General features: G+C 71.9%; 10 protein-coding genes. All 10 read left to right on the top strand.

Annotated features, from left to right (window positions below; all coding sequences use genetic code 11):
• The 10 genes from eccB (at window position 1) to NOSIN_RS05025 (ending at window position 14,812) form a co-directional block, all read left to right on the top strand.
• Entirely contained in the window at window positions 1–1,446 is a 1,446-nt protein-coding gene (gene eccB, locus NOSIN_RS05070) for a type VII secretion protein EccB (RefSeq protein WP_077689621.1), read from the top strand.
• 22 nt (window positions 1,447–1,468) lie between these two features.
• On the top strand, window positions 1,469–1,795 hold the full coding sequence (locus NOSIN_RS05065; RefSeq protein WP_236743302.1) for a WXG100 family type VII secretion target: 327 nt from the start codon (window positions 1,469–1,471) through the stop codon (window positions 1,793–1,795).
• A gap of 50 nt (window positions 1,796–1,845) precedes the next feature.
• Window positions 1,846–2,148 carry a WXG100 family type VII secretion target gene (locus tag NOSIN_RS05060; protein ID WP_077689620.1) on the top strand — a complete coding sequence of 101 codons (303 nt, stop codon included), beginning with the start codon at window positions 1,846–1,848 and terminating at the stop codon, window positions 2,146–2,148.
• 109 nt (window positions 2,149–2,257) lie between these two features.
• Window positions 2,258–4,912: an ICP22 family protein gene (locus tag NOSIN_RS05055; RefSeq protein ID WP_077689619.1), complete on the top strand. Its 2,655-nt coding sequence runs from the start codon at window positions 2,258–2,260 to the stop codon at window positions 4,910–4,912.
• Window positions 4,913–4,938: 26 nt separating this feature from the next.
• Window positions 4,939–7,731, top strand: coding sequence for a hypothetical protein (locus NOSIN_RS27970; RefSeq protein WP_143832853.1), 2,793 nt, complete (start codon window positions 4,939–4,941; stop codon window positions 7,729–7,731).
• Window positions 7,622–7,960 carry a YbaB/EbfC family nucleoid-associated protein gene (locus NOSIN_RS05045; RefSeq protein ID WP_077689617.1) on the top strand — a complete coding sequence of 113 codons (339 nt, stop codon included), beginning with the start codon at window positions 7,622–7,624 and terminating at the stop codon, window positions 7,958–7,960. Before NOSIN_RS27970 ends, NOSIN_RS05045 begins: the two co-directional genes overlap by 110 nt.
• Before the next feature lie 41 nt (window positions 7,961–8,001).
• Entirely contained in the window at window positions 8,002–8,364 is a 363-nt protein-coding gene (locus tag NOSIN_RS05040; protein WP_077689616.1) for a hypothetical protein, read from the top strand.
• 66 nt (window positions 8,365–8,430) lie between these two features.
• Complete coding sequence (locus tag NOSIN_RS05035; RefSeq protein ID WP_077689615.1) at window positions 8,431–10,101, top strand: serine/threonine-protein kinase; 1,671 nt, start codon at window positions 8,431–8,433, stop codon at window positions 10,099–10,101.
• Between the two features lie 66 nt (window positions 10,102–10,167).
• Window positions 10,168–13,473: a right-handed parallel beta-helix repeat-containing protein gene (locus NOSIN_RS05030; protein ID WP_077689614.1), complete on the top strand. Its 3,306-nt coding sequence runs from the start codon at window positions 10,168–10,170 to the stop codon at window positions 13,471–13,473.
• 133 nt (window positions 13,474–13,606) lie between these two features.
• Complete coding sequence (locus NOSIN_RS05025; protein WP_077689613.1) at window positions 13,607–14,812, top strand: low temperature requirement protein A; 1,206 nt, start codon at window positions 13,607–13,609, stop codon at window positions 14,810–14,812.
• Window positions 14,813–15,045 lie beyond the last annotated feature (233 nt).

The following is a 15,045-nucleotide window of genomic DNA, read 5'->3' as shown; positions in this document are numbered from 1 at the left end:
ATGCAGTCACGTCGCGACAGGGTGATGGCCCACAACTTCACCGTGGGCCGACTGGGCACGGCCATGCTGGAGGGCGACCCCGACGCGGTCGACGCCCCCATGCGCCGCACCCGCACCGGCACCTACATCGGCATCGCGATCGCCGCGGTGCTGTGCGTCGGCTTCCTCGTGTTCGGCCTCATCTTCCCCGGGGGCGCGACCAGTTGGCGCCAGGAGGGGCGGCTGATCGTGGACCGCGACACCGGGGCCTCCTACCTCTACTCCTCCGGGGTGCTGCGCCCCGTGGACAACAGCGCCTCGGCCCGCCTGGTCCAGGGCGCCGACGCCGCCGTGAGCCTGGTCTCGGCCAGGTCCCTGGAGGGCGTTCCCGTGGGCGGTCCCGTGGGCATCGCCGGCGCGCCCGACGCCCTGCCCACGGAAGCGGGACTGGAGGAGTCGGTCTGGCGGGTGTGCGCGCTGCTGCCCGAGGACGAGGAGGGGGAGCGCGGCCGCACGGCCCTGGTGGTCGGCGACGCCCCCGCGCCCGTCTCACCCTCCGCGGAGCAGGCGGTCCTGGTCTCCGGGCCGGACGGCGCCCCGCACCTGCTGTGGAACGGCACCCGCCTGCGCCTGGACGAGGAGGGCGGCGCGGTCCAGGCCCTCGGCTACGGGACCAGCGACGCCCTGCCCGTCACCTCCGCGTTCCTCAACACCGTGCCCACGGGCCCGGACCTGACCGCGCCGGAGGTCCCGGGCGCCGGTGAGGACGCGGGCGCGTCGGCGGGCGAGCCCCGGCGCGTGGGACAGGTGTTCGCGGTGTCCGCCGCCGAGCAGGACGTCCAGCACTACCTGCTCACCAGGGACGGCCTGGTGCCGCTCACCACGACGCAGGCGCTGCTGCTGCTGGCCGACCCCGACGTCTCCGGCGCCGCCTACCCCGACAGCCCCGCCGAGGCGCTGCCGATCCCCGCGGGCGAGGCGCACGCCCGGCTGGCCGAGGGCTCCGGCCCGCGGGAGGACCGGCACCCGGCGTCCCCTCCGACCCTGGTCGGAGCCGGTTCGAGCGTTCCGTGCCTGCGACTGGCCCCCGACGGCTCGCTGTCGCTGACCATGGACGACCCCGCCGGGGTGGAGGCGTGGCCGGTGCAGGAGCAGCCCGGAATCGCTCCGGGATGCCCGACCCCCGACCTGGTCGGCATCGCCTCCGGCCGGGGAGCCCTCGCCGCGGCCCGGCCCGTGGGCGGTGGAGGAGCCTCCACCACCCGCTACCTCGTCACCGACAGCCCGGCCAAGTACCCGGTGCTCGACGACGCCGCCCTGACCGCTCTCGGCTACCAGACCGGCCAGGCCGTTCCGGTCCCGACCTCCCTCCTGCGGCTGCTGCCCTCCGGGCCGGTGCTCGACCCGGAGGCGGCCGCCCTCCCCCTGGCGCCCCCGAACACCGCCGAGGACGCCGGCTGCCCCTGATGGAACGAACCGAGGAGACCCCGTGAACCAGAGGACAAGGACCACAGACGAGGCCGAGCGCATCGCCCAGGACGCGATGACCGAGGCCCACGGCAACTGCGACACCATCTACACCAACGTGGACAGCACGCGCGACAGGCTGCGCATGTCCTGGCAGGGCGCGGCCTCCAACAAGTACAGCGAGGCGGTCGTCGGCTGGCTGGACGAGCTGCGGCTCATCACCAACGACATGAACCGGATGATCGGCACCTTCGGCGGCACCGTCCACGCCATGCACGCCACCGAGGACGCGGCCGTCATCACCGGTTCGCGGTGGATGAGCGAGCTGAACCCGAACCAGCCCGGCTGAGGCCGGACAGCCGCCCCCACCAGCACAAGCCCCCTCCGGAAGGCGAGAACATGACCATCAACGGTTTCGACGTCAGCTACGCCTACGTCGACGAGGCCACCGACGAGCTGCGCACCCAGACGAAGGCCGTGCAGGACCAGATCGAGTCGCTCGACTCCCAGATGCAGGTGGTCAAGGCAGACCTCGACGGTGCCATGGCCGCGGAGTACGACCGCAAGGTCGCGTCCTGGCGGGCCAACGTCGTCGACATGCAGCTCCTGCTGGGCAAGGCCGAGGCGGCTCTGAACGAGATCCGCAACAACTACGCCTCCACCGACGGTCGCGAGGCCATGAACTGGCAGGCCCTGCTGTAGTCCGCCTCCCCCAGGGGCGGGCGCGACCCACCGCTCCCCTCGGCGCGCCCGCCCCGCCCCCGACAATCCAGACGAACGACCGCCCTGCGGGCGGTGAGGAGGTCCTGACGTGGAGCCCCCCCTCTTCGACTTCCGTGCTGCCCTCTCCGGAGAGGAGCCCGACCCGACCGCCCCCGAGGAGGGCACCGCCCTCCAGGGGCAGGGCGCCAACACGAACCGGTCGGAGTCCGCGCCGGTCAGTGTGGACCTGACCAGCGGACTGCTCCTTCTCCGGAACGGAGCCTCCTCGGTCGAGGTGGACACCGCCACCCAGGAGGCGGTACTCGACCCGGGCGGCTCCGAGGTGACCGTCGGCGACGACGGTGTCATGCTCCTCGGCGCGCAGCGGGACGGGGACAGCGCCTCCTCGCTCCTGTTCGACGGCGAGGCACGGCACACCGTCGCGGTGGCCTCCCCCGAGTTCGGGGACATCTCCGGCCAGGAGGTCCACCGGGGCGAAACACCCGACCCGGCGGTCCAGGGGGAGCCGACCACGCTCCTCGAACCACAGATGCTGGGGGAGCCGGCCATGCTCCTCGAACAGCAGAACGTCCCAGCCGGGGCGGCCTTCGAGGAGACGGCCCTCCTCGAAGGCGAGACGAGGCTCCCCGAGACCGTGCCGGCGGAGCCCGCCGTGCTCGCGGAGCCGTTGGAGACCACGGCGGTCGAGCCCGGGGAGCTGTTGGAGCCGCTGACCCCCCAGCTCACCGAGGCCATGGAACCGGTCTCCGGTATGGAGCTCATCTCCGCCGACGCCGACGACCCCGCCTTCGGCGAGACCGCCTCCGAGATCGACGGGGCACCGGTCGTGACCCTCGACCCCGACACGGGCGTCACCACCGTCGAGGCGGGTGGGCTCAGGTTCGTCCTGGACGCGGACACCGGCACGATCAGCATCGAACCCGGTGACAGGGACGTGCCCCTCGACCCCGAGGCGGCGCCGGTCACGGTCGAGGCCGGGCACCTGAGCCTGACCATCGATCCGGCCGAGGGCACCGTCGGAATCGAGACGACCGGCCCGGGCGACGGCGACGAGGTCCTCCCCACCACGATCGAGATCGGCGACCTGCGGCTCACCCTGGACCCCGAGACCGGCGAGGTCTCCCTCGACCCCGGCGACGGGAACGTGGAGGTCGATCCCGAGACCGGCCTGATCACCGTCTCCGAGAAGGACGAGGGCGACGAGGACGGCGACGAGGAGAAGCCGGGCCAGGACGGCCAGGACGGCGGCGAGGAGCAGGTCGGAGGCGACAGGCCCGGCGGCGGTGACGCCGAGGGCGGGAGCACACCCGGTGGTGAGGACTCCCCCGACCACGAAGAGGAGTACCGGCCCGGCAAGCCCGACCACGAGCACACCGGCCACGGTGACGACAGGTCCGAGCATCCGGGCGAAACGAGCGGGGAGGACTCCTCCGACCACGGGGAGAACCAGCACCCCGACCGCCCCGGCGCACCCGATCCGATCGGTGGCGGGACACCCGGCCCGGTCGGTGGCGGGACACCCGGCGTTCCTGTGGGCACCACCCCGCCTCCGGTGGGGGGAGGCGCTCCTCAGGAGGAGCAGGGCACCTCCGACGAGGAGCAGAACGCCCCCGACGATGAGCAGGTGTCTGGGGAACCGGGCCAGGTGACCGAGCCTCCCGTCCAGGAACCGGGCGACGCCCCCGGCGAGCCCACCGAAACGCCCTCGGACGAAACCCACACCGGCTCCACCCCCGACACCAACGAAGAACCAGGCGACGCCCCGGGCGGAGAAACGCCAACCCCCGAACCGACCGAACTCGTAGAACCGGGCGTCGAGCAACCGGGTGACACCCCCGGCGAACGCATCGAAGCGGGATCGGACGGGCTCAGCACCGAACCGACCGGCGACAACGTCGAGGAACCGGGCGACATCCCGGGCGGAGAGACGCCGGATCTCGAAGCGACCGAAGCGAACACCCGGCCCGCGGTGGCCTTCTCCGGCGCTCCCGACGACGGTTCCGAAACGGATACCTCAGAGGGCGAGGGACCGAGCAGAGGCCGGACCGAGGCTCAAGGCAACAGCGAGGACGAAGAGGAAGAGGAGGAAACCGAGGAGGACGGAGACGAGGAGGAAGAGGAAGAAGAAACCGAGGAGGACGAGGAAGAAGGCGAGGAAGAGGAGGAAGGCGAGGAGGAGGAAGAGGAGAACGAAGAGGAGAACGAAGAAGACGGAGGCAACGGCGACGGTCAGGGCGAGGACAGCGGGAACGGCAACGGGCAGGACGGGGACGGCAAAGGTGGTGAGGGCACCAAGATCGATCTCGACAGGATCAGGGATTTCCGCGAGAAGATCGTGACGCCCCTGCGCGAGGCGGTCGACACCCAACTCACAGCGTTCTCCGTGTACGAGGGAATCGGCGGCGGCGAGGGGGGCGGGTACCACCGGCTCGGCAATCCCGAGGGGCTTCCGATAGCCGGAAGGCTCGCGGGGAAGATCGACACCTCGATGGGCAACATCCACCAGTTCCTCAGTGACCTGCAACTGGAGCTGACCGAGATCGAGGACAGGCTCTCGGAGAACCTCATCACCTTCGTCGACCTCGAGGACGAGCAAAGCCTCACGGCCCAGGAGATCCACAACCTGATCGGCTCGGGCACGGGCGGCACGTCCAGCTCGGGCGGTTATGGCAACGGTTACGGCAACGGCGACAACGAGGACGAGGACGAGGAAAGCAGCGAGTCCAGCGATTCCCAAGCCTGAAGCTCGATACACCGGAGGAGGTCAGTATGCCCGAAGAAGTTCCTGAAAAACAGCTACATGAGATCATGAACATCTTCGCCAACAACGGCGGAGAAGACTACGGCCCCATGGAACCCGTCAGCAAGGTGACCGAACCTCGGTGGGTCGACGGCGGCCGTTACCATTTCCACGAGGACACCAAGCCCTTCGTCGGCTTCGAGTGGGGCGACACGGATCGCTGGTGGAGTTACAAGGACTACTACACCGCATACATGTCCGGCTATGGGGGTTATTCCTACTCCTACCAGACCTACGGCATCGACTACGCCGGCTACGACATGCAGGACCAGTTGTGGACCGACGAGAACAGTCAGCAGAACAAGTTCCGCCAGCAGTTGCTCAACCTGGCGACCATGGCCGACTACGAGACGAACAGGTTGGTGTCCGATCACTGGAACCTCACACGGCTCCAGGAGACCGTCGACAACCTGGACAACCTCCACAAGGCACTGACCCCCTACATCGGAGGGGATGAGGGCGGCAGCCTGAACAAACTGTGGAAGGAGATCGACACCCCGGACGGGCCCATGACGGGTTCGGCCGCGTCTGCGTACCAGTACCGCCTCAAGGACCTCGCGTACCGTCTGACCCAGATCCACGACAAGATCCCCGACTTCAAAAAGGAGTTGGAAAAGATCAGGCCGGATCTGAAGACCAACACGTATAAACTCTCCCAAAGCGTCAATAATGCCATCAACACGTACGGTGGCACCATCAAGGACGTACTCGACAAGTGGTATTTCAACACCGCCGCGGGGTCGGAGAGGTTCGTCGAAGAACGCGATCAGTTCGACATCCGGATCGTTGCAGCCGGAACCGGTGAAGACGGGAACTCCCAGGGGGAAGTGCGCGGCATCGTCGGCGACGACATCACCGACAGCAACGTCAACAACACCCTCTACAAGATGTTCCGGGACCACTACAAGGCCGTCTACGAGGCGGCGAACACGCTGCACACGCAGATGGCCAAGGATTACTCCGATATCCACACGGCGCTCCAGTCCATCCGCCCTCCCCGGCCGCTTCCGACGGAGACCCCCGGCAGCGTGGGGAACAACGGCCCCAGCAACAACCCCTTCGGCGACTTCGAGATCGACAACCCCTTCGACGACATCGAATTCGACAATCCCTTCGACGACTTCCAGTTCGACAACCCCTTCGAGAACTTCGAATTCCCCCCGCCGCCACCACCGCCGCCACCACCGCCGCCGCACCTGGGATACAACGGCCCCGGAACCGGTGACGGCCTCGGCGACGGAGGGCCCGACCTCAACGAGGTCCTGACGCCCCCGCCTCCCCCACCGAACCTCGGTCTCAACGGACCCACGGGCAACGAAGACCCCGAGGGGCTCGGCGGACCACCACCTACGCCGGATCTGGGTCTCAACGGGCCCACGGGCAACGGAGGCCCCGAAGTCGTCGGCGGCCCCGGCCCCGGCATGAACGACCCCCTCACGCCTCCCCCGGCCCCGCCCAACCTCGGCCTCAACGGACCCGGCTTCGACCAGGGCACCAACAGCGGCCCCGGCCCCGGCATGAACAGCCCCCTCATGCCACCGCCGCCCCCGCCCAACCTCGGCCTCAACGGACCCGGCTTCGACCAGGGCACCAACAGCGGCCCCGGCCCCGGCATGAACGGCCCCCTCATGCCACCGCCGCCCCCGCCCAACCTCGGCCTCAACGGACCGGGAAGCGGTCGTGGCGGCCCGGGAGGCTACAACGGTTCACTGGAGCGCGACCCGGCGACGGGCCTCCCCATCAACCCCGAAACCGGTCAGCCCTTCCCCACCGACCCCGAAACCGGACTGCCCTTCAACCCCGAAACCGGGCTGCCGATCAACTACGACCCCACCACCGGCCAGGTCCTGCCCATCGACCCCGTCACCGGACAACCGGTCGGCATAGACCCGCAGACCGGGCTGCCGACCGACTACGGACACGGGTCGCAGCCACCACTGCCACCACCGGACCTGGGCCTCAACGGCCCCGGCTTCGGACCGGACACCGAGGTCCCGATCAACCCGGTCACCGGTGAGCCCTACGTCATCGACCCGATCACCGGCCAGCCCTACCCGATCGACCCCGAGACCGGCGCACCGGTGACGGGCGACTTCGACGTCCCGGACGGGCCGATCCCCGACACGCTGCCGCCGTTGCAGTCACCCGAGGACGTGGGACTCAACTACGGCGGCCTCAGTCCCGGTCCCGGTCCCCACTCCAGCGACGGCCTCGGCGGCGCTCCGGGCAGTTCCGACCGCTCCTCGCTCTTCACCGCCCCTGACGGCACCCAGTACCAGGCGGGCGACCCCAACGGCGCCCCCGCCGGACAGGGCGCCCCGGGCGGCGCCAGCGGGCTCGGCGGTGTGGGGAACCTGGGCGGCCAACCCGGAACAGGCTCCGGGGCGGGCGGCATGGGCGGCATGCCGATGATGCCGCCCATGATGGGCGGTATGGGGGGCGGTACGGGCGGCGGCGCGGGGGACAACAACCGCGACCGGCAGCGCTCCACCTGGCTCTCCGAGGACGAGAAGGTCTGGGGCACCGCGGCCGACGGGCAAAGATCCGCGCTGGGACGTCCCGTGCCCGGTCAGAACAAGAAGGGAACACCCCGGCATGAGTTCGCCGATGCAGCGTCAGATGGAAGAGGAACTGGCACAGCTTCACAGGACGATGGGCCGGCTGGCGGACGCAAGCGCAAGCCTGGAGTCGGCAACCGAAGAGGTCGTGGCCAAGAACAGGCTGGTGGGCGCGAAGGTGGACGCGACGGGGGAACTGGTTGAGCTGAAGTTCCACACCCAGGCCTACCGGGACATGGCCCCCACCGAGCTGGCCGCCGCCATCACGGAGGTGGTCAACAAGGCACGGAGCCGGATGGCCGAGCGCGTCGCGGAGGCCTACGGCCCCTTCCTCCCCGAGGTGGCCGGCGCGGAGGAGGTCATGAACGGCGACCTCGACCCGCTCAAGCTGCTCGACCGGTTGGGCATCCCCTCCGACGACCCGGGGCAGTAGGCACCCCCACGACACCCACGGCCGAGGAGCAGGAGACGACCATGACGGACGGCGACGGCGGCCTCTTCGCCGACCCCGAGGGCCTGGCCAGGGACGGCTGGAAGATCCACGACACCGCCGAGTACACCTACGAACTCCGGCAGTGGCTGGACAACGAGCTGGCCTCCCTGGGCGACATCTGGGGCAGCGGCGACGAGTTCGCCAACGACATGGACAAGTCCCTGGGGGTCCTCAGGACCTCCATCAGCGAGTACATCGACTTCCTGGTCACCGCCCAGAAGGACCTGGCGGACCACACCGTGCAGATGGGCGGGAACTACGGACGCGCGGAGGGCGTGAACGAGGACATCGCCTCGGGCATCGACCCGGCGAACGGGTCCCGTCCCGGCGGAGGACGCCGGTGATCCCCGCCCCCACCTCTTCGGACGGCCGCTCCCGCGGCCGTCCGGCCCTCCCGAGAAGGAGTCCCGATGTCTGAGAACGCGCAGGCGCGCGGCACGGCCGACGACCGCCCCGCACCGGCGGCCGAGTTCCGGTCGGTGCTCTCCGGCGGAGTGGGCGGCGCCGCCTCCGGCGAACCCGCGGGCTCTCCGGTACACGACCCGCCCGCTCCCCCTGCCGGGACCGCCGAGGGAGCACAGGAGGCCACGGCCGTTCCCCGGATCACGGGTGCCCTGAGCGAGCCCTCCGCGACGCGGGGCCGGGAGGAGGCCCTGGACCGCCCGGGCAGGCCCGTCCTGGCGGGCGCCGCCATCGCGGGCCTGCTGATGGTCGCCGCACCCTTCGCCATGACGGCGGGGGTGCCCGGGGTGACCCTGGAGTCGACCCCGCTCGCCTCGGGTGCGGGCGGTGCCGGCGGCCAGGCTCCCGGCACCGCCGAGGCGGACGGCTCTGGCGGCGGTGGGTCCGGGGGCGCCGCGGCACAGGCGGACGCGGGCACCGCGCCCCAGCAGGGCTCCGCGCCCCAGGAGACCGGCTACATCCCCGAGGTGGTCGGGGACGGGTCCACGGCCCCGACGATGCCCGACCCGGGCACCGGCGTCACGGGCGGTACGGGCGGGGAGGACCCGGTGGAGGCCGCCCCCGCCGTGCGGGAGGGGTCCGAGGAGGCGTCGGCGCCCGCGGGCGAGTCCACAGCCGAGGAGTCCGGTGCCGAGGCCGCGGTGTCCGGAGAGGGCATCGGGGAGGGAACCCCCGCCGACGGCGCCGAGGACGGGGCCGCTGCCGGGGACGGAGGCGGTGAAGCCGACGTGCCCTCCGGCGGGGACGGAACCGCCGCCGAGGCGTCGGCGGACGGGAACGGCGCGAACGCGCCCGCCGCGGACGCCGAGGCCGCCGGATCGGGGGGCGGCGGCGAGGAGGGGACCGGAGCGAACCGGGAGGGCGGCGACACGGCGGCCCAGGAGCAGGACACCGCTCCGGCCGACACCGCGGGGGACGGCTCCGGCGGTGCGGCCGACACGGGCGCCGAGGGCGTCCCGGGCACCTCCTCCGAAGGACAGGCCGCCGAGCCCCGGATGGCCGAGGGCCAGCACGGGGCGGACCCGCAGCCCCCCTCCGAGGGAGGCGGCTCCGTCCTGGAGGACGCGGTCGCGACGACGGGGGCCTCCGAGGCCGAGCCCTTCCTCGCCGTCGCGGGACCCGGTTGCCAGGCCTCCCCCGGCGCCTCCTACACGAACGCGGGGCGCTGGGACAGCGCGGAGGGCACCTCCAGCTGGGCCACCCGGCCCGGCGGATACGCGCAGGAGGGCTGCGACGGCGGTTACGAGGCCCTTCCCGTCTCGGGCGACCCGGAGCGGGGCGACGGCCAGTACGCCGCGTGGACGTTCACCCCAGGGGAGGCGGGAGTCGTGTGCGAGCTCTACGTCCACGTGCCCGACGACGAGAGCCCGCTGTGGGTCTCCCCCGGCGAGGCCCGCTACCAGCTCTTCTCCGGCCCCGCGGCCGAGGGGTCGGCCGTGGCGGTCTTCGGGTTCGACCAGGCACGGATCCGGGGCGGCTGGGTCCAGGTGACCGGGTTCACCTCCCCCACGGAGGAGTTCACCGTCCAACTCACCAACGCGGGGGCCGACGCCCTCGCGGACCGGGAGCACACCAGCGCGCACGTGGCCGCCTCGGCCGTGCGCGCGTCCTGTTCCTGACCACCACCGGCGGGGCGGTCCCGCGCCGCCCCGCCGCCGCTCCTCCCCCGACTTAGGAAGACACCGATGACCAGGCAGCTCCTCACCGTCGACGCCGACGCGCAGGACGGGCACGCGACGATCACCGAGGCGGTCGAGGCCGCCGGCAGCGGCGCCCTCATCACCATCGCCCCCGGCCGCTACGAGGAGAGCCTCGTACTGCGCGACGTGGTCACCCTGATGGCCCGCGACGGCCTCGGCAGCGTGGAGATCACCACCGGCACCGGCAGCGCCGTGGTCTCGGCCGCCGAGGCGGTCAAGCTCTCCGGCCTGGTCCTGCGTGGACGCCACGCCGACTACCCGGCCGTGGACATCCCCGTCGGGCAGTTGGAGATGGCCGACTGCGAGGTGGAGGGGGCGTCCTGGACCGCGGTGTCGGTGCGGGGCGGCGGCGCGCTCGCCATGCGCGACAGCCGCGTCACCTGCTCCGCGGGGGCGGGCGTGGTGATCACCTCCTCGGGGCCGAGCGTCATCGAGGACTGCGTGGTCGAGGAGGTCGAGACCAGCGCCGTGGTGATCGGCGAACAGGCGCGTCCCACGCTCCGCTCCTGCGTCCTGCGGGACGCCGGGGGCAACGGCGTGTTCGCCAGCGGACAGGCCGGGGGCACGGTCCGGGACTGCGAGATCTCGGGGACCAGGAAGCCCGCGGTGGCCCTGGAGGAGGGTGCGGCCACCTCGCTGTCGGGCGTGCGCGTACACGGCACCGAGGGCGACGGGCTGTCGGTGTCCAGCCGTTCCCGTCCGGTCGTGGAGGACTGCGTGTTCGAGGACGTGGGCGGGCGCGGTGTCGTCGTGCACAACGGGTCCGACCCGCAGGTGGCGCGGGTGCGCGTGGTGCGTTCCAAGGACGTGGCCGTCCACCTGACGGGACGTGCGCGCGGCACCTTCACCGACTGCGAGGTTGCGGAGTCGGGCGGCGACGCCGTGTACGCCGGGGAACGCGCCTCCACCGCCTTCCTCGGCCTGGTCGTGCGCGGCGGCCAGGGACTGAACCTGGGCGGCGACAGCGCCGTGGAGTTCGACCGCGGACTGATCAGCGACACCGCCGGTCCCGGTGTGGTGGTCGAGGAGTGCGCCCCCTTCCTGCGCGGGACGGCGATCAACGACACCCGGGGGCAGGGCGTGGTGTTCGGCAGGGGCGGACGCGGACGCCTGGAGGACGTGACGCTGAACCGCAGCGGCAAGAGCGCCGTGTCCGTGGACGAGGGGGCGCGTCCGCTGCTGACCGGCGTGCGGATCGCCGGGAGCCGCGACGCCGGCATCGCGGTCGGCTCGGGCGGGTCCGCGGACGTGCGTGACTGCGACGTCTCGGAGTGCACGGGCGACGGTATCGCCGTGCGGGCCGGGGGCTGGGCGACGGTGCTGCGCACACGCGTGTACAACGGCCGCCGCAACGGCGTGCTGGTGGCGGCGAGGGCGAGCGCCACGCTGCGGCGGTGCGAGGTGTTCGGCAACGGGGCCGACGGCATCCTGGTGCACTCCGCCGAGGACGTGGCGGTGGAGGACTGCTCGGTGCGCTCCAACGGCCGATCCGGACTGCGCCAGACCGTGGCCAGTGAGAGGGTGCGCACCGACGAGCTGCTCAGCCACGGCAACGGGGCCCCCGACGCGTTCGGCGCCGAGGCGGGTGCTCCCGTCCCGATGCCGGAGGTCCCCGTCTCCGAGGAGGGGGGCGAGGACGTCGAAAAGGTCGGCCCGCTGCTGGAGCTGGACGCGCTGGTGGGCCTGGCCGGGGTCAAGCACGAGGTCAGGACGCTCGTCACCCGCAACCAGATGGCCCAGCGCAGGGCGGAGATGGGCCTGCCCACACCGCCCATGAGCCGCCACCTGGTCTTCGGCGGCGCGCCCGGCACCGGCAAGACCACCGTGGCACGGCTGTACGGGCAGATCCTCGCCGAACTGGACGTGCTGCGCTACGGGCACGTGGTGGAGGTGGCCCGCGCCGACCTGGTCTCGCAGTACGTGGGCGGCACGGCGATCAAGACCACCGAGGTGTTCGAGCGCGCCAAGGGCGGTGTGCTGTTCATCGACGAGGCCTACACGCTGGCGGGCGGCGGCGAGGGCGGCAGCGGCCCCGACTTCGGCCGGGAGGCCGTCGACACCCTGGTCAAGCTCATGGAGGACCACCGCGACGAGGTCGTGGTGATCGTCGCCGGCTACACCGACGAGATGCAGCGCTTCCTGGACACCAACCCCGGACTCGCCTCCCGGTTCAGCCGGACCATCGAGTTCGCCAACTACGCGCCGGAGGAGCTGGCGGAGATCGTGCGCAGGATGTGCGGCTCGCACAGCTACCGGATGGCGGACGAGACCGAGGAGGCGCTGCTCTCCTACTTCGAGCGGGTGCCCAAGGGCCCGGCGTTCGGCAACGGCCGTGAGGCCCGCAAGGTGTTCGAGGAGATGATCGACCGCCAGGCGTTCCGGCTGGGCGGGACGATCCCCGACAGCCCGGACTCGCTCACCCTCCTGCTGCCCGAGGACCTCGGGCAGGCGGCCGGGGAGGAGGAGCCCGGCGGCACGGCGGAGGGGATCGCGGCCCTGCGCGGGGAGCTGGACGCCATGGTGGGCCTGGCGAGCGTCAAGGAGACCGTCAACGACCTGGCCAACCTGCTGCTGATGTCGCAGCAGCGGCGCGCCATGGGGCTCCCGGTGGCGCCGATGAGCCACCACCTGGTGTTCGCCGGTCCCCCCGGCACCGGCAAGACGACCGTGGCCCGCCTGTACGGCAAGCTCCTGCACGCGCTCGGGGTGCTGCGCGGCGACCACGTGGTGGAGGCGGCCCGATCGGACCTGGTGGGGCGCTACGTCGGGCACACCGCCCAACTGACCGCCGAGGTGTTCGAGCGCGCCAGGGGCGGCGTGCTGTTCGTCGACGAGGCCTACACGCTCGCGCCGCGCGGGTCGGGCAACGACTTCGGCCAGGAGGCCATCGACACCCTGGTCAAGCTCATGGAGGACCACCGCGACGAGGTCGTGGTGATCGTCGCCGGCTACACCCACGAGATGCGGCGCTTCCTCGACTCCAACCCGGGCCTGGCCTCGCGGTTCAACCACCAGGTGGAGTTCCCGGACTACGGCGACGACGAGCTGGTCACCATCGTCGGGCGGATGGCGGCGGGCTCGGGGTACACCTGCGGCGAGCCGACGACGGCGGCCCTGCGGGAGCACTTCGCGGGAGTGCCGCGCGAGGCGGGCTTCGGCAACGCCCGCTACGCGCGCCAGGTGCTGGAGCGGATGATCACCCGCCAGGCGGGCCGTCTGGTCAACGACGTCCGAAGCGCCACACGGGAGGACTTCACCGCGCTGCTCCCCGAGGACGTCCCGCCCCACTGACCCGGGCGACCGGACGGACACCGTTCCCCGGCCGCGGCCACCCACGTGCTGACCTGCGCGTCCTCCCACGGTATGCCGCGGCGCCCGGCAAGGATGGGGAGCACGCACTACGACCTCACTGCGGGAGGGTGGGATGGGCGCGGGCGAGGCCGCCGCGGACCGGGCCGGGACGCTGTGGCGTGCGATGCGGGGGCGGGATCCGGGCGAGGAGCACCGGGCGGCGACGCCGTTGGAGCTGTTCTTCGACCTGACGTTCGTGGTGGCGGTCGCCCAGGCCTCGGTCCAGCTCCACCACGCCCTGGCCGAGGGCCACTCCGGCACCGGGCTGGCGGGGTACGCGGCGGTGTTCTTCGCGATCTGGTGGGCGTGGATGAACTTCACCTGGTTCGCCTCCGCCTACGACACCGACGACGTGCCCTACCGCCTGCTGACCCTGGTGCAGATGGCCGGCGTCCTCGTGCTGGCCGCCGGAGTGCCCGCCGCGTTCCAGCAGGGTGACTTCTCCGTCGTCGTGGTCGGCTACGTCGTCATGCGCGTCGCGATGGTCACCCAGTGGCTCCGGGCCGCCGCGGAACACCCCGAGGGCCGCGTGAGCGCACTGTGGTACGCCGCGGGCATCACCGTGGTGCAGGTCGGGTGGATCGCCCGCCTCTGGGCCCCGGGTGTGTGGGCCCCGGTCACCTTCGTGGCGCTGGTGGCGGCGGAACTCGCCGTCCCGGCGTGGGCCGAGTACCGCGGGGGCTCCACCCACTGGCATCCCGGGCACATCGCCGAGCGCTACGGACTGTTCACGATCATCGTGCTCGGCGAGGTGGTCCTCGCCACGCTCGCGGCCTTCCGGTCCGCGATGGCCGACCACGGCCTGTCCGCGACCGTGCTGATGATCGCCCTCGGCGGCCTGCTGCTGGTCTTCGGCCTGTGGTGGACGTACTTCACCGGCGACGACGCCGGCCTGCCCACCCTGCGCACCGCCCTGGCGTGGGGATACGGCCACTACGCCGTCTTCGCCTCCCTGGCCGCGCTCGGCGCCGGCCTGGGAGCGGTCCTGGACACCGTCGAGCACCACGCGCACCTGTCCGGCCAGGCGGCCGGACTGGTCGTGGCCGTACCCGTGGCGGTCGTGCTGCTCCTCCTGGGCCTCCTGCACCGGATGACCGGCACCGGCGCCGTGGGGCACGGGCTCCTGGTGGCGGCCGGTGCGCTCGTGGTCCTGGCCCTGGGCCTCTCCTCGCCCGTACTGGGCGTGGGAGGCGCCGTACTGGGCATGGGCCTGGCCGTCGCCGCGACCCTGGCCGCCAACGTCGTGGTCCTTCGCCGCCGCACGGGCGGAGCGGGCTGAGCCGGCGCCGCGCCCCGAACGGGCCGCGGCGCCTGGTGCGAGGACCCGGCCCGGCCGAACTCCGGAGCGTGGGGGTTGTCACAGGGGCGAGTGTTTCCTAGCATGGCGGGCATCCGTCGAATCGATTCGACGGATGTGCGCGCCGGTTTGTCGAAGCGCTTCGACACCGCAGAGGGAGGACGCGCACCGTCCACCGAACCGACCGACCGCGTCCCCCACGGCGACAGCTCCCC

Origin of the sequence: Nocardiopsis sinuspersici (genome assembly GCF_001998325.1) — a bacterium.
Taxonomy (GTDB): domain Bacteria; phylum Actinomycetota; class Actinomycetes; order Streptosporangiales; family Streptosporangiaceae; genus Nocardiopsis; species Nocardiopsis sinuspersici.
The sequence above is the reverse complement of the archived record's forward strand: the minus strand, read 5'-3'. Positions and strand labels throughout refer to the sequence as shown.